An 18,918-nucleotide genomic window follows, 5' to 3' on the forward strand; every position below is an offset into this window, starting at 1 on the left:
GAAATCAATCAATTGAAAGAGGGCAAGAATAGCAAGCGAATTTAGAAGAAATCAGAGAGCCAGGGGGAGTGACTTTGGAACACATGGTCTGCTGTTGAAAGCGCAATTTCTGTTCCTTCTATTTGCCCCATTAATTTTAATTCGCGGGCTGTAAATAACCCACTGTAGAGTGAAGATAGTGAACGGATGTGGAGCTTTAAATCACCGTTTCCACCCTGTACAACTTCACTTTTACCATTTGCTACCGTCAAAACAAATCTGCCTGTATTTTCTGCAAATAAATCGTCTTGAATGTCTAAATGTAATTCAGCTTGCACATTGGCAGAATAACCTCTTTTTTCTAATGCTTTGCTAACGTCAATAATGCGCAGCATCCAGCGTTCTGCATTGACTAGACGAGCTGATTGTTCTGGTAGTAAGAGGGATAGAGGATCGGTCAGTGAACTGCGCCAACGGATGTTATCAATTTGAGAGCGATGGTCTGCCAAAAATGACCAGAAGCGTTGAATGGCTGCTGAAGTCAGCAATACCCAATCCTTAATGACCAGTCGGTTATCGTTATTAACCCTGACCTGATGAAAGATGATGTACCCTTCCAGGTGATTCAGATCTCCAAAGCCATAAGCACAGGCGATCGCCTCCTTGGGTTGCATATCAGTCAATTCTTGCCAAAGGAACGAGTGGCGTTCAACATGACCGCTATAGATCTGTGCCTTCTGGCGATATAACGGAGCTAACAGGTCAACAGTTGGGGTAATCGGGTGGATAGGCAACGAGCGATCGCTGGCTTGAATCGTTTGAGGTTCAATCTCCCAGACACAGAGTAACCCTCCCTGTTCATAGCCCGCTTTGCGGTAGAGTCGTTGTGTTGCGGGATAGAGCACGGACAACGGAATTCCTTGTTCCCGCAGTTCTCCCAAGGTCTTTTGCATCAGGGTGATTGCTGCTCCTGAACCACGAAACTCTGGGGCAACCCCAACCGCAGCAATGCCCGCCATCGGGACACATTGCCCGCCATACCACTGCCCCATCTGCAAAACGGCTAAGCCGCCTACAAGCTGATCTCCTTGACGAAGCACTCGAAAGTTTTGAGAACCAACCCGCTTCATATAAACAGACTCACCGGGGCTGTTGAAGCATTGGCTCAAGAGACGGGACAAATTCTCCTCTTCATGAGAGGAGTCAAGCGTTCCATAGGTGAATGAAGGATTCATAGCGATCGCGACCGATTGCACTACAAAAGGTATTATAGTTTGTAGTATAACCTGTAGTATTGCAGAGGCGATCGCCTATTTTCAATTCGCGTTCTACACGCGCGCTGCCACCATTTTTTGCACTGCTTCGACGATTTGAGCAGGTTGCACAATGGTCAAATTCTCCAACATGCCATTGTAAGGGGTGGGAATATCTTGTGAAGCCAGTCGCAGCACAGGAGCATCTAATTCATCAAAGAGGCGATCGTTGATGGAAGCTGTCAACTCGGCTCCAATACCCCCCGACTTCATACATTCCTCTACAATGATGACCTTGTGAGTTTTACGGATAGAGGCTCCAATGGTTTCAAAATCAAGGGGCTTTAAAGAAATCAAGTCGATGATTTCTGGGTCATACCCTTCCTTTTCCAGGGTTTTAACCGCTTGTAAACAGTGGTGCCGCATCCGGGAATAGGTCAAGATGGTCACATCTGAACCCGTGCGAACCACTTCTGCTTTGTCGAGTGGCAATAAATATTCTTCTTCGGGTAAATCTTCTTTTAGGTTGTAGAGCAAAACGTGCTCAAAAAAGAGAATAGGGTTGTCATCCCGGATGGCAGATTTGAGCAAGCCTTTGGCATTGTAGGGGGTAGAACACGCCACTAGCTTTAACCCAGGCACTCCCTGAAAGTAAGCTTCAAGTCGTTGGGAGTGTTCTGCACCGAGTTGTCGCCCGACTCCACCCGGACCTCGAATCACGATGGGAATTTTGAAGTTGCCACCAGAGGTATAGCGCAACATCCCAGCGTTGTTCGCGATCTGGTTAAACGCCAACAACAGAAAGCCCATGTTCATCCCTTCCACAATCGGGCGCAGACCCGTCATTGCGGCTCCAACAGCCATCCCTGTAAAGCTGTTTTCAGCAATAGGAGTGTCAAGTAGTCGGAGGTCTCCGTACTTCTTATATAAATCTTTTGTTGCTTTGTAAGAGCCGCCGTAGTGCCCTACATCTTCGCCCAAAACAAAGACGGAAGGATCTCGCGCCATCTCTTCGTCGATCGCCTCACGCAGTGCGTTGTAGAGGAGGGTTTCTGCCATTGGGTTAACTTCTGCTTAATAGTTCCAACCTAGAATTTTACCGTTTTATGAATAGGGATGGTGAGATCAATAACGATAAACATGAAGGATAAAGGTTAAATATGGAGGATAAGAGATAAAAAGGGTGATCGGCGGTTACGAGGTAAGGGTCAACAAGAAAAGTGGCGACTGACCGTTGGTTTTGTCATCTCACGCACCGTTTACCAATCGTCTTTGATGCTTCCCCTCCACTCCTCGTATTACCCTTTATCCTTTATCCCTCATCCTTTCCTTTATCCTTTATCCCTCATCCTTTCCTTGCTACCCTCTCAACTTTTCTGACCAGACCCGAGTGGGTAAGCCCCACACATAGATGAACCCTTCTGCGGCTTTGTGATCGAATTGATCTTCTGCGCCATAGGTTGCCAAATCAGGACTATAGAGAGAATTGGTAGATTTGCGCCCAACAATAGTAGCTGTCCCTTTAAACAGTTTGACGCGCACAATGCCTGAGACTCGCTCTTGAGTTTGCTGGACAAAGGCATCCAAAGCGGCTTTAAGAGGGCTATACCACAGTCCGTTGTAAACCAATTGGGAGTAAGTTTCTTCAATGCCGCGTTTGTAGTGGGTGACATCGGCAGTCAAGGTCAGGCTCTCTAAATCGCGGTGTGCTTGAATCAGAACCAACAAAGCAGGAGCTTCGTAGATTTCACGCGACTTAATACCAACCAGACGGTTTTCAACCATGTCGATGCGTCCGACCCCGTGTCGCCCGACAACTTCATTGAGTTGGGTAATGAGGGTAACAGGGTCAAGGGCTGTGCCGTTGAGTGTGACAGGAATACCCCGGTCAAAGCTGATTTCGACATACTCTGGCTCGTTCGGGGTGTTGGCGATCGCCTGTGTCAGCGCGTAAATTTCCTCCAGTGGCTCCGTCCAGGGATCTTCTAGAGGACCTGCCTCAATGCTGCGTCCCAGCAAGTTGCGATCGATGCTGTAGGGTGAAGATTTCTTGACTGGAGACGGGATGCCATAGCGTTCTCCATAGGCGATCGTCTCTTCGCGGCTCATGCCCCATTCACGAGCGGGGGCGAGTACTTTCAGACTTGGGTTAAGAGCAGCGATCGACACGTCAAATCGCACCTGGTCATTCCCTTTGCCTGTGCAGCCATGAGCTACGGCATCTGCCCCGTATTCGGCAGCCGCTTCGACTAGCAATTTGGCGATCAGGGGACGGGCTAAGGCGGTCGAGAGGGGATAGCGATTTTCGTAGAGAGCATTCGCCTGAATTGCCGGAAATGCATAGTCTTTTACAAACTCTGCGGTGGCATCTGCAATTAAGGACTTTTCTGCTCCAGATTTCAAAGCTTTCTCACGAATGGGTTCTAACTCATCCCCCTGACCTAAATCAGCGGCTAAGGTAATGACCTCTTTGACACCCCATTCGTGCTTGAGGTAAGGAATACACACGGAGGTATCAACCCCACCCGAATATGCCAAAACGACTCGTTCAGCGCGCCCCATGACCATTACTTTGTGAAACAACAAACCATTTATTATGGCGTCAATTGGTCACTAAATTTTGTTCGGATAGGACATTATGGAGGAAAGAGAGAAGCGGGAAAAAAGAAGAGAGAAGAAGGAAGAGAGGAAGGTTGAACGATAAAGGATGAAGGATAAGAAGGAAGCGGGAAGAGGCACGATTTATCACGTCTGTACGAGGGGAAAGGAAGCGGGAAAAAAGAAGTAGAGAAGAAAGAGGAGAGAAAGGCTGAAGGATAGAGGCGAGAAAGGCTGAAGGATAAAGGATAAAAGAGAAGAGGCGCGATTCATCGCGTCTGTAGGAATGGTAAGGGAAGACAGAAGAGGCGCGATTCATCGCGTCTGAATGATCAAGGAGGGAAGGCGGCGATCGCTCTGTGAACAAATTAGGGCATTAAAAAACACAGAGAGAACAACCTCTGTGTTAAATGCTGTGATTTAGTTGTGATTTCACGTCTAGATTGACGACTACGCCAAAATTCAGGAGATGGAGAGTTAGTCGTCTAAGCGTAGGAGCTTACGATAAAAGCCTTGTGAGAAGTCAACCAACCGAGAACTTCTAAAGGTGTAAACGACATCAATTAAGAAATCGACAAACTCAAAGTTAGCCAGTGTCAGCTCGTAGCTGAGGTCTGCATTGCCATCAAACTGCATTCGGCAGCGGGTCAAATCAGCGGGTAGAGAGGATACGCTCCAACTGGCGACAAAGGGAATGCTCTCTCCTCCCTCAATCTTGCGGGAGCCTTCAAGACTGCCTTTCTGGTAAAGGCTAATGGCTAGAGGTAGAGCATTGCGTTTACGACCCTGGTAATAAGGAGCATAAACGTTGACGTCACGAGGATTGGCGGGTTCAAGTTTCTCAAGACCCATATCAAACTTTCCTTGATTTCGCTGACGAAGGGTTGAAGTAGTAAACAGGACTAATGCCCAAGCAAAGCATTATCTGCTTCATGAGGTATAGTATGCCCTGGAAGTTCAGTCTGGTAACAATTTTTTCGTTAATTTCTGCTTAAGATGCGATCGCTCAAAAAGGAGTTGAGCTAACGATTAAACACCTGGGAGGGATCGGGTGGGAGATTCGATGTACAGGAGCGGCAACGGCTAGCTGCGATCGGCACCATGGTTAAACAATAGGGGCACTCTTTTTCGGTAGGGGATGGGGTTTCCTGTTCTCTGCGCTTCCAACTCCCAAGCACTCGAATTGCCACAAACAGCACTAAAGCAATGATGATGAAATCGATGATGGAGCCAAAGAATTCACCGATACGGATGCCAGGTCCAATGGTTGCTTCTCGCCAGTTGCCTTGAGGCACTAAGGGATTGATAAAGGGCATCACGATATCTTCAACAAAGGAAGTGACAATCTTGCCGAAAGCAGCCCCAATAATGACGGCGATCGCCAATTCAACAACATTGCCCTTTAACGCAAACTCTCGAAAATCGTGAATGAAACCAGTTGTGGCCTGTCTTGTTCGTCTCACGGTCATAAATGATGCATCTCCTTGAAACAACAGGGAAATGGTAGTGTTTCAGATCTGTTGCTACTAACCCCCGGCTGTCGCCGTCCCCCTTACTAAGGGGGACTACAGGGGGTCTTACAGAGGTTATCAACAGGTTTGGAACACCACCCAGGGAAATGACCCAGAGTCCCAGCCTGTAGTGATATCTTGAAGCAAATTTTTGTCTAAAGAATTGTACCCCTCTTAAGGGGGAGTGTCATACCTAATTAGGCTGCAATCCTTTCCTGGTATGAGGGCAGACCCAACCGCAAAGATGCTGCGTTTAGGTTAGTGTTGAGGCATGAGTGGCAATTTGCGAGTTTTGGTAATTGGCGGGGGTGCGGGTGGCTTTTTTGGAGCGATCGCCTGTGCGGAGGCGCATCCTCATGCCCAGGTAACACTGTTAGAAGCGGGACGTGCTCCTCTAACAAAGGTGCGGATTTCAGGAGGGGGACGGTGTAACGTGACCCATGCCTGTTTTGATCCGGCGACCTTGGTGCAGTTCTATCCGCGTGGTGGTAAAGCCTTGCGGGGGGCATTTAGCCGATTTCAACCCAAGGACACCATTGCCTGGTTTCAACGTCGAGGCGTGACGTTAAAAACAGAGGCAGATGGGCGGATGTTTCCCGTGACCGATGACTCTGCCACGATCGTTGAGTGTTTGACGAAAGCGGCTCAATCCGCAGGAGTCAGGATCAAAACGAATGCTTCTGTAGTAGCAATTCAGCGGGTTGGTACAGATTTTCTAGTGCAGTTGAAATCAGGGGACGTGATTGAGGGCGATCGCCTCCTGTTAGCAACGGGCAGTAACGCGCAGGGATATGAATTTGCCAGATCCTTGGGACATCGCATCGAACCGCCTGTGCCCTCGCTGTTTACCTTTAATATTGCCGATCCTCAGTTGCGAGAACTGGCAGGAGTGGCGGTGGAGTCCGTGCGAGCACAACTTTTGGTTCCCAATCAGAAACCGATTGAACAATCGGGGGCGTTGCTCATCACCCATTGGGGAATGAGTGGTCCAGCGATTTTGCGGTTATCCGCCTGGGGAGCACGAGTTTTGCACGACTGCCGTTATCAAGCCACTCTGCGGGTGAATTGGTTGCCGCAACTGTCGTTTGGTCAGGTGGAACAGGTGTTGAACGATGCCAAAACTCAGGAAGGACGAAAGGCGATCGCTTCCTATTCTCCGGTATCTTTGCCCCGTCGGCTCTGGCAGTATTTGGTGGCTCGTTGTCAGATGAATGAAGAACAACGGTGGGCAGATCTATCTAAGAAATCGTTGAACCAACTAGTGCAAGCCTTGACGCAAAGCCAGTATGCGATCGCGGGCAAAGGAGCATTCAAAGAAGAGTTTGTCACCTGCGGTGGAGTTGTTCTTAAAGAAGTTGATTTCAAAACAATGGAGAGCCGTCTCTGTCCAGGCTTATATTTTGCTGGAGAAATCTTAGACATCGACGGCATTACTGGAGGCTTTAACTTTCAAAGTGCCTGGACAACGGGGTGGTTAGCCGGACACGCAATGGGAGAGGGATAAAGGCAGAGGCAGAAGTTAGATAGGTTCGGTTTAAGCCTGGCGGATGAATTCGCGGCTATCAGAGCCAAGTCCGCCGACGCGGACTTTATAACCGTAGCCACATTCGATGGGGCAGAGGCAAGACCCAGATTCCTGGCAGAGACTAGGAACCGGGAAAGATTTAGGAGAGGTTTGGTAATCCCAAACTGTACAGAGTTCTATCGCGTTTGCAATTCAAATTAGTATGAATGGTTCTCTTATTCTGGTTTATTCAGTTCTTTTTTGAGATGTAGAACATAGGCAGCTACAGCTTTTCCAAATTTTTCCTCTGGGCTTTCTTCCTTTTTCTTTTCTTCTTTAGGGTTGAGTTTGTCCCCAATGCCAAAACAGATAATGCCTAAAAAGCCAGCGATCGCCAGGGTCAAGATTAATGAGGGAATCATGGTATGCACCTAGATAGGTTGGGATGAGTAGCCGAGATCGCTACCGACAAATCAACAGAATTCAGAACATTAAGCCCTCCACCTTTCGATGGAGTGACTTGTCATATCAAGCGTGCCCAGCATGAATTAACCAAGCAGAGGTATATAGCCGTAGCCACATTGGATGCGGCGGAGGCGAGTCAGAAAGCCTTCCCAGAATCAGTGTTTGAACCATTGTTTTGGCTTAAGCTTTCTGACCAAAGTTATGTTTCACACTTTGTCGAATGCAAAGTGTGAAAGGTTAAGTAGAAGCATCGATACACCCAAATTCTCCTGAAGTAGAATATCAGTACTACTTCAGGGGCATGTATAAAAGGATGTACGAGATGACCGAATTATGCAGCGATCGCTGCTGTGCCTGAATCAAGTCGCTTGATTTGCCAGAGATTTATGACTGAGCGTTGTTAGCTCGAGCAGCCCGCAAAAGACTCAGAAACCGCTGACTGTCAAAACTGCGGGGGTCACGTCGGTTACCGGAGCGATCGACTGCTCGATGGGTGGTCAAGCGGTTGTCTGGAACACCCGTCTGAGCCACAAGCCACGCCAACGATCGGTATTGAGCGGCAGTATAACCACTGTGACGTGCTCCATTGCCGCGTCCGTCTGGGGGAGATTCCAGGGATGTGTGATAGGCGAAGTTGTTCACTGAGGGAGGCAAAACTGGGTCAAGCTTTACCGTTTCAACGCCGTTCTCTCCAACAAAAATTGAATTACCTGCTCCGTAAGCCCTCAATTCAGGGGGAACTAAATAAACAATCGTGCCATCGCGTTTAATCAGGCTGTGGTAGCTGACCTGATCAAAATCACTGGCGTAAGCATTGCGGAAGGTATTGATGGCACTGCTGGCAGACCCTACCGTTTCATGGAGCACGACAATCGGGGCGTTGTTGACCGGATTGCCGTAGATATCGACCTCCATGCGGCGATCGTAGTTGGTGGGGTTGACGGTGACTCGCTCTTGCCGAGGCACGAAGCTGTTGGGTGCGGGGGGAAGTGCCTCTTGACCACCGGGCATCCGACTAAAGGCACTTTGATTTGGCTCTGGCAGTAGGTTGTCAGGGGTGAGTTCGGGAACGGAAGGCGCGATCGGAACGATTCTCTCCAGGAGTGGCGGAAGCTGAGCAAAAAATGAAGCGTTGGGAGCGATCGCCCTTACCACGCTGGGCAATAACACAATGCCAAGGATGATGAATCCTAATAGCAGCGATCGCCCTAGCAATCCCGGTTTCAACTTCATATCCAACCTCCTCAACGCTCTGAGACTATCCTAATTCCTTGGAGACAGTAATCAATAGGCAATAGTGACCAACCTCTCGTGAAATTAGGGCAAATCCTGACATATCGCTTTCGCTTCTTGCCCTACAAGCGATCGCTTCTGCTAAAGCTAACCAATGAAAATCAGCAGGTATTTGTTCTTTTCCCTCCCACACTCGATGAAGCCAATCTCTAAGTTGATTAGCTTCCAGTTCTAATAAAAAAATCAATAATTTAACTGCTTCTGTTTCAGTCATCAAATCCACTTCATTCCTGAATGATGTAGTAATTTGAATTGAATGGGTAATTGCTAGAGAAGCGATCGCACTCATCAATAAAGGATTTTACCCGCAGCTTAACTTTGCTGAGCGTTTGGGTAATCTCCTGATTAGAGAGATTTAGAGTTAACTCCTGTGTTTACAGCCAATCAAGTCCTGCAACAACGCTACGAGCTTCAGCGACGGTTAGGTGCGACGCAACGAGGACGGCAAACCTGGTTAGCGAAGGACTTGGAAACCGAGTCACATAAACTTGTCATCGTAAAGCTGCTCATCTTTAACTCTGATTTACAGTGGGATGAACTCAAGTTGTTTGAGCGTGAGGCTCAAGTGCTCAAGAGTTTGAAGCATCCCAGAATTCCTAAATATCAAGACTATTTTCAGGTTGAACAACAGAACAGTTCAGAATCCCTCTGGTGGGGATTAGTGCAGACTTACATTCCCGGAATCACGTTGAAGGAAGCCCTTGAACAGGGGCACAAATTTAGCGAAGAAGAACTGCGTAGAATTGCCAGAGAAATTCTACAAATTCTTGTTTTCCTACATGAATTAAGTCCACCTGTTTTGCATCGAGATATCAAACCCAGCAATTTAATTTTGGATCACGATCATCAAATCTATTTAATTGATTTTGGGGCTGTTCAGTCAAAGGTGGCTTTACCCGGCACTACATTTACGGTTGTGGGAACGGTGGGTTACACCCCATTAGAACAATTTATTGGCAAGGCGGTTCCCGCCTCTGATTTGTATGCGCTCGGTGCTACATTAATTCATTTACTAACCGGAATAGCCCCGGCAGAATTGCCTCAAGATGATTTAAAGATCCGCTTTCAAGACGGTATTAGTGTTAGTCCTGCTTTCATTAAATGGATTGAGAGCATGACAGACCCCTCTGTTGAAAAACGGTTTAAGTCAGCGCGCCAAGCAATTAACTCGTTGGATGCAAAGCAGGATTCTGATTCTAAAAAATCCAATTTGGCTAGTGCAATACAAACGACTCGGCCTAAAAAACCTCTTAAACTGTCTCGACCCGCCAATAGCCGATTTGTTCTTAAAAAAACAGCAACTCGCTTGGAGATACATCCAATTGATCTGCCAAAATCCAATCGTATCTTTTTTTGGTTATTAGGAATTGGACCAATAATAATTGCGCTTCTCTACACTCTGCGTTGGGCTTTAGGAGACTCAATGTATGAAATTCTTATAACGTTTATGATTTTGATAAGTGTTATGGTTTACCTTTATTTGGCTTGTTTTGTACTGGTTGAAGTCGTATTTGATATTACAAATAAACAATATCTTTACTTTGATACTCAGCAAAATCGGTTTGAAATTGGAAGAAACATTAATTCTGGAAGTACTTCAAAACGCACAAAACTAGACTCTTGGGATTCAATTCAGGCAATTAAATATGTGATGGCAACTCAGGGAATCCGGTCTAATGATGGTAAAACACGGTGGACAGTGACTATACGAACCACTCGTAGTTATTCATTAGAGTGGAGCCTCACTGAGGCAGAATGTATGTGGCTCGTGCAAGAAATTCAAGATTGGTTAGCCTCAAGCTAATTGTTATTTGAAGTTGTAAGGCGTTTTCTTGCTGTGTCTTGCCTCAATCCATTTAGAATTTGAAGAAAACAATCTTGCTTATGACATCACAACTAGAGCAAAAAAATACCAGCGTTTGGCATTACAAACCCTGGTGGTGTCAACCGTGGTCAATTGTTTCAACAGGAGCCACGATTGTGAGTGGCAGTTGGCTCCTCTTTCATAAGGTCTGGATCACGCTTCTGGTGGCAGTGCCAATCCTGACCTGGATGGGCTTCTTTTTGCTAGTTTATCCTCGACTATTTGCTCAAGCTATGAGCGAAGAGATTCAAAAACAACCGTGATAAACAATAGACAAATTAGCAAACCTGCGATGCGTAAGAAGACTTGCCCTGCAACTGGCAAGAGGGCGATCGCGACTGCCTCTGCACCCATCAAACTACTGATGAGACAGGCGATCGTAAATCCAAACACGATGAGTAAGTAATATTTGAGAATTTTGCACGTAAATCTAAATAAAGGGCTGGGGGGTCTAACTTGAGTCATGGTTGTTCTCCGCACTGACTGAAGGGGCAATGTCAGAACTATCGGTGAGAATCTGTTTCAAGGTTTGAGACTGGGTTAAAGCGTTAAATCTGCAATGGTGAAAGCAGCCTGATTAGTCTGTAGCTTGAATTGGCTCTCATAAATTAGGGATTAATAGTCGCCTTCTGGAATAACCAACAAGGTCAAACCTTGAATTCCAACGACATTGACAGTCTTTTTAGGAGGAATCACGAGTGTTGCTGAAGGACGGTAAAAACGAGCTTCCCAGTAGCTTCCCTGATATTTAATTCGCCCTGAGAAGTTTAAGGAAATGGCACTCTCAACAATGCCTTTGACGGGGTCACGGAATATTTCTGGTGGAGGTGGTGCAAAGAAGTCATTCATTCGTAGATACCTTTCACTCAATGTAGGTTGGTTTAGTCGGAACTCTGTATAACCTCACTTCTCGCCCACACTCAATCTAATTTGAGATAGGATGAAAACATATCTCACTAAAGTGATAAACTTTATGGCCGCCTCCCTATCTCTTAAGCCAAGAGTCTTTTTGTCAGGCTCTCTAGGCTGTTTTGAGGTCAAATGAAAAAATACCTATTCAGATGAACTACTGCCCATAAATTACCTCACTTCGCCGAGAAAAGCAAGCCTGACTAGTGAGATTATGTGAGATTTAAGTGAGATGAGTGAAAATATGAGAAGTATAAATCTGAATCTAGAGGCATCTGAGCTTAGAACAGGTCTTCTATGATGAACTATCTATGTTCTCCTTTTAACAGGCATCTTGTAAGCATTGCTACACAATTCTGCCTCATTTGAATTTTGAGGGTGAGGGGAAGGGTGAGAGTTAATTTCACAGAAACTTTAACTACGTCTTTTTCTCACAAAAATACCAAAAACTATCAAATTAGAAGTTCACTTAGGTGAATATGATGATACAAGTGAGTGGTTATGGTCGCGGCTAAGAGTCAATTTGAAGAGGTGAGTGTGTTGTCGTGATTCCTCAAGATGTTCTCAAGGCGTTAGCAAACGATCAGGGAGTGTCTGACAATGAGTTTGACGTCCTCACGTTGGCGATGGACGGTTTTTCAATCCCGAAAATTGCTGCAACATTAGACATCAAGCCAGAAGCGGTTCGGAAGCGACTGGGTGAGGTTTATCGCAAGTTTCATATTGGTGGCAGTGGTCCTGGCAAGTTAGCGAAACTGCAACAATTACTGGTTTCTCAAGCCGAACAACTTCGACAGGATTTACCAGTTCCATCCTTATGGTTTGACTCAACTAAGGATGATGCTGTTCACGATTGGGGAGAAGCAGTTAATGTTGATTTCTTTTGTGGGCGAGATCAAGAAATTCGGCAGTTAACGCAATGGATTGTGGGCGATCGCACTGGGATCAGTGAAGCCGTGGGCTGCCGAATAGTTGCTCTGTTAGGCATGGGAGGAATTGGTAAAACCTCTTTAGCTCGTAAATTAGCAGATCAACTTAAAGATCAGTTTGATTTTGTGATTTGGCGATCGCTTCAATCTGCCCCACCTTTTGAAGATTTGCTGAATGATCTACTCCTGTTTTTTGTAAAACGAGGGGTCATTAAAGAGAACTTTTCTTTGACATTGGATGAAAAAGTTAAACAGTTATTAGAGCTACTACACCAGCATCGTTGTCTAATTGTATTTGATAATTTAGAAACCTTATTAAAGAGTGGCGATCAAGCAGGTCATTATCAAGATATCTATCAGAATTATGAGAATTTGATTCGACAGATTGGTGAGATGCAGCATCAAAGCTGCTTGATTCTAACGAGTCGAGAAAAATCGAAGGAACTGGCTTTGTTAGAAGGTGAAACATTGCCTGTTCGTTCTTTATTACTATCAGGTCTGCAAGGTGAGGCGCAAGAAATTCTCAGGGCTAAAGGACTTGCTGAAGAAGAGGTCTGGCAGGATTTGATTGCTCAATATGATGGCAATCCTCTGGCACTCAAAATTGTAGCGACCATGATTCAAGATGTTTTTTCAGGACGAGTGTCTGAGTTCCTGAAGAAGGAAACTCTCTTTCTAGATGGGGAAATTCTAAATCTACTCAACCAGCAATTCAGTCGCCTCTCTCCTTTAGAAAAAGACGTGATTTACTGGTTGACGATCAATCGTGAACCAGTGGCATTAGAAGATTTAGAAACCGATCTGACGACACCCCTTTCATCATCTGAATTGTTGCAAGTGCTGAACTCTCTAGGGAGGCGATCGCTATTAGAGCGCAATGGAGACGGCTTCACCCTACAATCAGTTGTTTCTGAATACATCCTGGAACAGTTGATCGAGACAATTTGTCAGGAAATTGAGCATCAGCAGGTGGTGTTTTTAGAGAGCCATGCTTTGATTAAAGCGCAGGCAAAAGATTACATTCGCGAGTTGCAAATTCGATTAATTCTTGATCCAATCATTCAGCGGTTAGCGGATCGGTTGGGCAACAGTAAAACCATCGAAGAACACTTAATTGGAATTATTAAAACACTACAGCGAGAAGCTCCTCTCAAAGCAGGTTATACAGCAGGAAATATTCTCAATTTGCTGTATCGGTTAGAAACTGACTTGACGGAATACGATTTCTCAAATCTCACAATTCGGCAGGCTTATTTACAAGAGGTTCAGCTTCACGATGTGGACTTTACTCACTCTCGTTTTATCCAAACTATCTTTACTGAAACCTTTGGCAATATTCTTTCACTTGCCTTTGATCCATCCGGTCGATTCTTAGCGACAGGTGATGCCAACGGTGAAATTCACCTGTGGAAAGTTTCACCAACGGATAGTGAACGGTTGATGACCTATCGGGGGCATACAGGTTGGGTTTGGGCAGTTGCCTTTAGCCCCGATGGTAAGGTGGTGGCGAGTGGCAGCAAAGACCAAACGGTGCGCCTCTGGAACTCGGAGACGAATCAAATTACCTGTGTTTTGGAAGGACACACCAGTTGGGTGAGGACGGTTTCCTTCAGTCGTGAACCTGTCCAACTGGCTGCTCTGTCCAAAGTGGAGCATATCGAGAGCAGTGAAGCAGAACCGGGATATGTGCTTGCGAGTGGTGGTGATGATGGCACGATTCGTTTGTGGGATGTCAATCGAGGAAAACTCTTGAATGAGCTACCCGGACACCGAGGTGGCATCCGGACGTTAACCTTTGCTCCCCTACCTCGTCCTAAAGAAAAACCGGAAGCTTTGTTGTTGGCTACAGGCGGTGAAGATAGGGTCATTCGCTTATGGGATGCTGTGACAGGGCAGGTTGTGAGAACCTTTGAGGGGCATACGGATGGCATTTGGGCAGTGGTGTTTAGCCCGGATGGTCGTTATCTTGCCAGCAGTAGCAACGATCAGACGATTCGTTTGTGGAATGTGCAAACTGGAACCTGCTTTAAGGTTTTAGAGCGACATCTGGGTCGGGTGTTGTCGATCGCCTTTAGTCCAAACAATCACTGGTTTGCCAGCGGTGGTGAAGATCGGGTGGTGCGGTTGTGGAATACCCAAACCTGGGAGTGCCAACTGCTACGAGAGCATACGGGTCGGATCTGGTCGGTTGCTTTCACGCCTGACAGTCAAACGTTGGCGAGTGGTGGCGAAGATCAGATGGTACGCCTGTGGAACTCTGAAACGAGACAATGCCATCAGGAGTTAAAAGGCTATACGCGAGGCATCCGAGCGGTTGCCTTCACCGATCAAAATACGTTGGTCAGCGGTGGCGAAGACCGGGTAATTCGAGTGTGGGATATCCAGGCGGAGAAATGTCGCTTGCGGTTGCGGGGGCATACGGGTCGGGTCTGGGCGGTGGCGTCTCACGCTGAACAACAACTGATTGCCAGTGGCAGCGATGACGGTACAGTGCGGTTGTGGGATCTGCGACGAGGGGGTTATTGCCGTCAGGTCTTTCAGGGGCATCGGAGTTGGGTAAAATCGGTGGCGTTTAGTCCCGATGGTTGGCTCGTTGCCAGTGGAAGTGACGATCGCACCGTTCGGGTGTGGGACGTATTGACAGGTAAGTTGATCAACACCTTTGAGGGACACACGGATTGGGTCTGGTCAGTGGCGTTTAGTCCTGATGGGCGTTGGCTTGCCAGTGGAAGTGGCGATCGCACCGTTAAGTTGTGGGATGTTCACACGGGCAACTGTCTAGCCACGATAAAAGCAGGGGATAAGCCGCTCCGTAGTGTGGCTTTCTCACATCAACCACTCACCGAAGGCGGCAGCGGGTTACTCGCCAGTGGCGGTGGAGATGGTGTGATTCACCTGTGGGATGTGGCGGATTGTCTGAGTAATGAAACTCCTGTGCCGTTGATGAAATTAGCAGGGCATGTGGACTGGGTGCGATCGATCGCCTTCAGCCCAACCAATGCTTTACTGGCAAGTGCAGGAGGGGATCAGACGATTCGCCTGTGGGATGTCAAAACGGGTGAGATCATTTCCGTTTTGCGAGGACATCGCCACCGCATTCGCTCGATCGCCTTCAGTGCGGATGGTCAACGGTTATCCAGTGGCAGCAAAGATGAGTCAATTCGCCTGTGGGATGTGGCAACCGGGAAGAGCATCAAACGGTTGAGAAGCAAGCGTCCCTACGAGAAGATGAATATCACTGGAGCGACAGGCTTAAGCGACGCTGAAAAATTTACGCTGCGAGTTCTAGGCGCGATCGATGACGAAGGTTAGCGAGAGGTCATGTCCGCGATCGCCCCCATCGTCATTGCTGCGATCGCTTGATCCGTAGCCTTGGGCAAATGATAGTATTTGCCGCCTGCGTGTTTTGCCAGTTCTTTAGCGAATCCGGTTGAGACAAATTTGTTTTCGGTGTCGATTACCAGCAGCTTGATGTTGACCGCCCGAATTTTACCCGCGATGTCTAGCAATTCCGCTTTGATATCAGGCTTTTGGTCGTCGAGAACGGGTTCACCAAGCGATCGCGCCAAAGGGATATTGCCCCGACCATCGGTAATTGCCACGATCACGACCTGACCAATATCGCCCGATTGCCGCGCATTCACGCCAACTCGTACGGCTTGGGTCAATCCATGTGCCAACGGAGAACCCCCACCACACGCCATCCGTTCTAACCGACGACGGGCTGCGGCGATCGAACGGGTGGGGGGTAACAATACTTCAGCTTGCTCACCCCGAAAGGGAATGAGTGATACCTGATCACGGTTTTGGTAAGCCTCGGTGAGCAGACGCATGACGGCTCCCTTCGCAGACTGCATTCGGTTCAGAGCCATTGAACCAGAGGCATCCACAACAAAGATCACTAAAGCTCCAGACTTACGAGCCAGACGTTTTGCCCGGACATCACTCTGCTCGACAAAGACACGCCGCGCAGGGACGGAACGGTTGGTTGTGGTTTGTTGAGTTGCAGTTTCCTGGCTTCTGCTTTGCTCGTGACGTTGCCGACGCGATCGCTGATAGGGTGCAGCGGCTCGCAGGGTGGCATCGACGGCAATCCGGCGCACGGCTCCTTTGGGTAACACAGGTTTGATATAACGACCGCGATCGTCGGAGAAGATGATGCTGCGGGAGCCGGATTTGCCCTGACGGGTGGCATTTTGAGCAAAGTACAGTACAGAAGAGTCGAGAATCACTCCTTCCGGGTCGAAGACAAACTCCTCCGGCAGGCTGGGGGGTTCTTGCTCCTGATCTTCTTGGTCTTCGTTTTCGTCTTCGGGTTCGTCCTGATCTTGCTCGGACTGCTGTTGCTCTGGTGGCGGAGGTGGTGGCGGTTGTTGCTGTTGCTGTTCAGGAGGTGTTTGCACCACCGTGGCGCGGGGAACGATAACCAGTTCCACAGCCCGCCGGAGGTCATCGGCAATGACCTGGGTGCGTCCCTCCAAGGCCGCATGGGCTTTTGCTACGCGAACGGCAAACAACTCAGCCCGGTGTCCCTGGACTCCACCTCGCAATGCTTCTGTGACTAAATATTCAATTTGCTGCGTGGTGATGGTGACATCCTTCAACCATTCTCGTGCCAGTACGATTTGAGTTTTGAGGTTGTCGATATCCTCGTTGTATTGGCTGAGGAACGCTTGCGGGGATTCGGTGTAGCGAATCGCCTGATCAACTGCTTCTACCCGATCATCCAACCCTAAAACCGCATCAGCAGAAAGGGCGATCGCAATTCTGTCTAATAAATGTTGTCGCAACTCGCCTTCTTCGGGGTTGTAGGTAGCAATCAGCAGGGGTTTGCAGGGATGCTGAAAGCTGATACCTTCTCGCTCAATCAGGTTGCGTCCATCTGTCAACGCTGCCAACAACAAGTTAGCGGTCTGGTCATCTAACAGGTTAATTTCATCGACGTACAATACGCCCCGATGTGCTTCCGCCAGCAGTCCGGGTTGAAAGATGGTTTCACCTTGTTTGATGGATTGCGCTACATCGACAGAACCCAGTAACCGATCTTCTGTCACGCCCAAAGGAATCTGGATGAAGGGAGCGGGCGTAACTTGTGTTGGCAAGGCTGAAGGATCAGAGTTGAGGGATGAAGCCTGGGTCGCAAATTTCTGTTGGGTGTCGTCGTCCCATTCATCGGGACGGGTGGGATCGCAGTTGCAACAGGAGCCTTGAACCACCTCGATCGGCGGCAACAGCGCATGAATAGCGCGTGCCATGACCGATTTTGCGGTGCCGCGCCGCCCTGAAATCACGACACCTCCTAATCCAGGGTCGATCGCTGCTAAAAGTAGTGCCATTTTGATGGCATCTTGACCGACAACAGCCGCGAGGGGAAACGCAGTAGAAGATGGAGTCGTGAGCGCAGGCATATTAACGAAAAATTACAAGTCCAGGATCTCAGGATATCAAGAAAAGGGGAATGGAGGAGTGGGGAGTAAGGGAGTAGGGAATAGGGAGTGGGAGAGCGGAGGAGTCTTCGTATCCTCACCTGCGACTAAAGTGCGGGCTAGTTGCATGAAGTTTGCCAAAGCAGACTGGAGGGGGATTTGAGTCCACTTTAGTGGACTTTGTAGAATAGCCCAACCTTGATGTGCGGACGGATGAAAAGGGAGGCAGATACACTTCAATTGATATATCCTTCCTTTAAGCAAAGTTATCTAACTCAGTGCGAGCATCCTGCTCGCGACTCATTCATCTCCAAGACCAACAATGCCCTTCAATTTACAGTCCGTGTTCTACGCCATTACCCTTACACCCTTACACCCCATACCCCCCTACCCTTGTTTCTCCGCTACATACAGATAAGTCTGGTAGGACAGTGGAACGAAGCCATCCTGCTGCCACTGCTGATGCAATCCCTGTAATCCGGCAATCAGTTGTTCGTAGGTAGCTCCGGTTTTGATGACGTAGGAGGCACTGGAGGCTAGTCCGATGAGCCCCTCCAAGCTGAGGGGATGTTTGTAGGGGAAGGTGTAGGTGCGAAAGTTTTGGAACAGCAGACTGTTGGCTAAAGCATTAGGGGATTTGCGATCGCGCCGTTCAAAAAAGCCCGCCTCTGAAGCGGCACTGACAAGATTGGTGTATTCCACCATCAGCGGATCACTGAGATCGCGATCGTTCCACATCAGAGCAACTCGTCCCCCCGGTTTGAGAATGCGGTGAAACTCGGCAAGCGTGGCGATCGGCTCAAACCAGTGAAAGGATTGACAGCAGGTGACTAAATCAACCGATTGGCTGGACAATCCGGTCGCTTCAGCAGTAGCATCATGGAACTTCACTCGTGGATGAGGAGCAGCACTCTCGCGCATCGCGGCATTGGGTTCGATCGCCCACACGGTTGCACCCTGATCGGCTAACAGACGAGATGAAATACCAGTCCCCGCTCCGACATCCGCGATGATACATTGAGTGGGATCTGTCACACTATCAAATAGAGTGGCGATCGCTTCCTGAGGATAGCGGGGTCTGTACTTGGCATAGTCATCAGCCCGATCAGAAAAACGCTCTAACGGATTCTGGGTGTAGAGCGGCGGTACAGTGGCATTTGTATCGGTCGCATGTGTATCTGTCATAG

16 protein-coding genes are annotated in these 18,918 nt (G+C 48.1%); 4 read left to right on the forward strand and 12 right to left on the reverse strand.

Annotation, left to right across the window (positions count from 1 at the left end):
* Positions 1 to 41 precede the first annotated feature (41 nt).
* From H6G89_RS30380 to mscL, 5 genes are all read right to left on the reverse strand, one after another.
* The gene (locus tag H6G89_RS30380) at positions 42 to 1,214 is read right to left on the reverse strand and encodes a GNAT family N-acetyltransferase (RefSeq protein WP_190513765.1); all 1,173 of its coding nucleotides are present in this window, start codon (positions 1,212 to 1,214) and stop codon (positions 42 to 44) included.
* A 93-nt stretch (positions 1,215 to 1,307) separates the two neighbouring features.
* Positions 1,308 to 2,291 (reverse strand): alpha-ketoacid dehydrogenase subunit beta, encoded by a 984-nt coding sequence (locus tag H6G89_RS30385; protein ID WP_190513766.1) that lies wholly within the window; start codon positions 2,289 to 2,291, stop codon positions 1,308 to 1,310.
* A 300-nt stretch (positions 2,292 to 2,591) separates the two neighbouring features.
* Positions 2,592 to 3,794 (reverse strand): argininosuccinate synthase, encoded by a 1,203-nt coding sequence (locus H6G89_RS30390; RefSeq protein WP_190513793.1) that lies wholly within the window; start codon positions 3,792 to 3,794, stop codon positions 2,592 to 2,594.
* 513 nt (positions 3,795 to 4,307) lie between these two features.
* Entirely contained in the window at positions 4,308 to 4,682 is a 375-nt protein-coding gene (ebsA, locus tag H6G89_RS30395; protein ID WP_190513767.1) for a type IV pilus biogenesis protein EbsA, read from the reverse strand.
* Positions 4,683 to 4,852: 170 nt separating this feature from the next.
* A complete protein-coding gene (gene mscL, locus H6G89_RS30400; protein WP_190513768.1) occupies positions 4,853 to 5,299 on the reverse strand; it encodes a large conductance mechanosensitive channel protein MscL in 447 nt (148 codons plus the stop codon).
* Between the two features lie 313 nt (positions 5,300 to 5,612).
* Between mscL and H6G89_RS30405 the strand changes: the two genes are divergently transcribed.
* Positions 5,613 to 6,845, forward strand: a complete 1,233-nt coding sequence (locus tag H6G89_RS30405; RefSeq protein WP_190513769.1) for an NAD(P)/FAD-dependent oxidoreductase — start codon at positions 5,613 to 5,615, stop codon at positions 6,843 to 6,845.
* A 236-nt stretch (positions 6,846 to 7,081) separates the two neighbouring features.
* On the opposite strand, the gene H6G89_RS30410 is transcribed toward H6G89_RS30405, so the two are convergent.
* The 3 genes from H6G89_RS30410 to H6G89_RS30420 all read right to left on the reverse strand — a co-directional run bounded on the left by H6G89_RS30410 (position 7,082) and on the right by H6G89_RS30420 (position 8,892).
* Complete coding sequence (locus H6G89_RS30410; protein ID WP_190513770.1) at positions 7,082 to 7,267, reverse strand: hypothetical protein; 186 nt, start codon at positions 7,265 to 7,267, stop codon at positions 7,082 to 7,084.
* A gap of 427 nt (positions 7,268 to 7,694) precedes the next feature.
* Positions 7,695 to 8,543 (reverse strand): N-acetylmuramoyl-L-alanine amidase, encoded by an 849-nt coding sequence (locus H6G89_RS30415; protein WP_190513771.1) that lies wholly within the window; start codon positions 8,541 to 8,543, stop codon positions 7,695 to 7,697.
* 25 nt (positions 8,544 to 8,568) lie between these two features.
* Entirely contained in the window at positions 8,569 to 8,892 is a 324-nt protein-coding gene (locus H6G89_RS30420) for a hypothetical protein (protein WP_190513772.1), read from the reverse strand.
* Positions 8,893 to 8,973: 81 nt separating this feature from the next.
* On the opposite strand from H6G89_RS30420, the gene H6G89_RS30425 reads away from it, so the two are divergent.
* Entirely contained in the window at positions 8,974 to 10,407 is a 1,434-nt protein-coding gene (locus tag H6G89_RS30425; protein WP_190513773.1) for a serine/threonine protein kinase, read from the forward strand.
* 80 nt (positions 10,408 to 10,487) lie between these two features.
* Complete coding sequence (locus H6G89_RS30430; protein ID WP_190513774.1) at positions 10,488 to 10,730, forward strand: DUF6737 family protein; 243 nt, start codon at positions 10,488 to 10,490, stop codon at positions 10,728 to 10,730.
* Here H6G89_RS30430 and H6G89_RS30435 read toward each other — a convergent pair.
* Both H6G89_RS30435 and H6G89_RS30440 read right to left on the reverse strand, forming a co-directional pair.
* Positions 10,699 to 10,932 (reverse strand): hypothetical protein, encoded by a 234-nt coding sequence (locus H6G89_RS30435; RefSeq protein ID WP_190513775.1) that lies wholly within the window; start codon positions 10,930 to 10,932, stop codon positions 10,699 to 10,701. The two genes, H6G89_RS30430 and H6G89_RS30435, sit on opposite strands and share 32 nt — an antisense overlap.
* Positions 10,933 to 11,082: 150 nt before the next feature.
* On the reverse strand, positions 11,083 to 11,316 hold the full coding sequence (locus tag H6G89_RS30440; RefSeq protein WP_190513776.1) for an NfeD family protein: 234 nt from the start codon (positions 11,314 to 11,316) through the stop codon (positions 11,083 to 11,085).
* A gap of 605 nt (positions 11,317 to 11,921) precedes the next feature.
* Here H6G89_RS30440 and H6G89_RS30445 point away from each other — a divergent pair.
* Entirely contained in the window at positions 11,922 to 15,617 is a 3,696-nt protein-coding gene (locus H6G89_RS30445) for an NB-ARC domain-containing protein (protein ID WP_190513777.1), read from the forward strand.
* Here H6G89_RS30445 and bchD read toward each other — a convergent pair.
* Both bchD and H6G89_RS30455 read right to left on the reverse strand, forming a co-directional pair.
* Positions 15,614 to 17,713, reverse strand: coding sequence for a magnesium chelatase ATPase subunit D (gene bchD / locus H6G89_RS30450; RefSeq protein ID WP_190513778.1), 2,100 nt, complete (start codon positions 17,711 to 17,713; stop codon positions 15,614 to 15,616). The two genes, H6G89_RS30445 and bchD, sit on opposite strands and share 4 nt — an antisense overlap.
* 405 nt (positions 17,714 to 18,118) lie before the next feature.
* The gene (locus H6G89_RS30455) at positions 18,119 to 18,916 is read right to left on the reverse strand and encodes a class I SAM-dependent methyltransferase (RefSeq protein ID WP_190513779.1); all 798 of its coding nucleotides are present in this window, start codon (positions 18,914 to 18,916) and stop codon (positions 18,119 to 18,121) included.
* Positions 18,917 to 18,918: the final 2 nt, after the last annotated feature.

It is taken from the genome of Oscillatoria sp. FACHB-1407 (assembly GCF_014697545.1).
Classification (GTDB): Bacteria; Cyanobacteriota; Cyanobacteriia; order Elainellales; family Elainellaceae; genus FACHB-1407.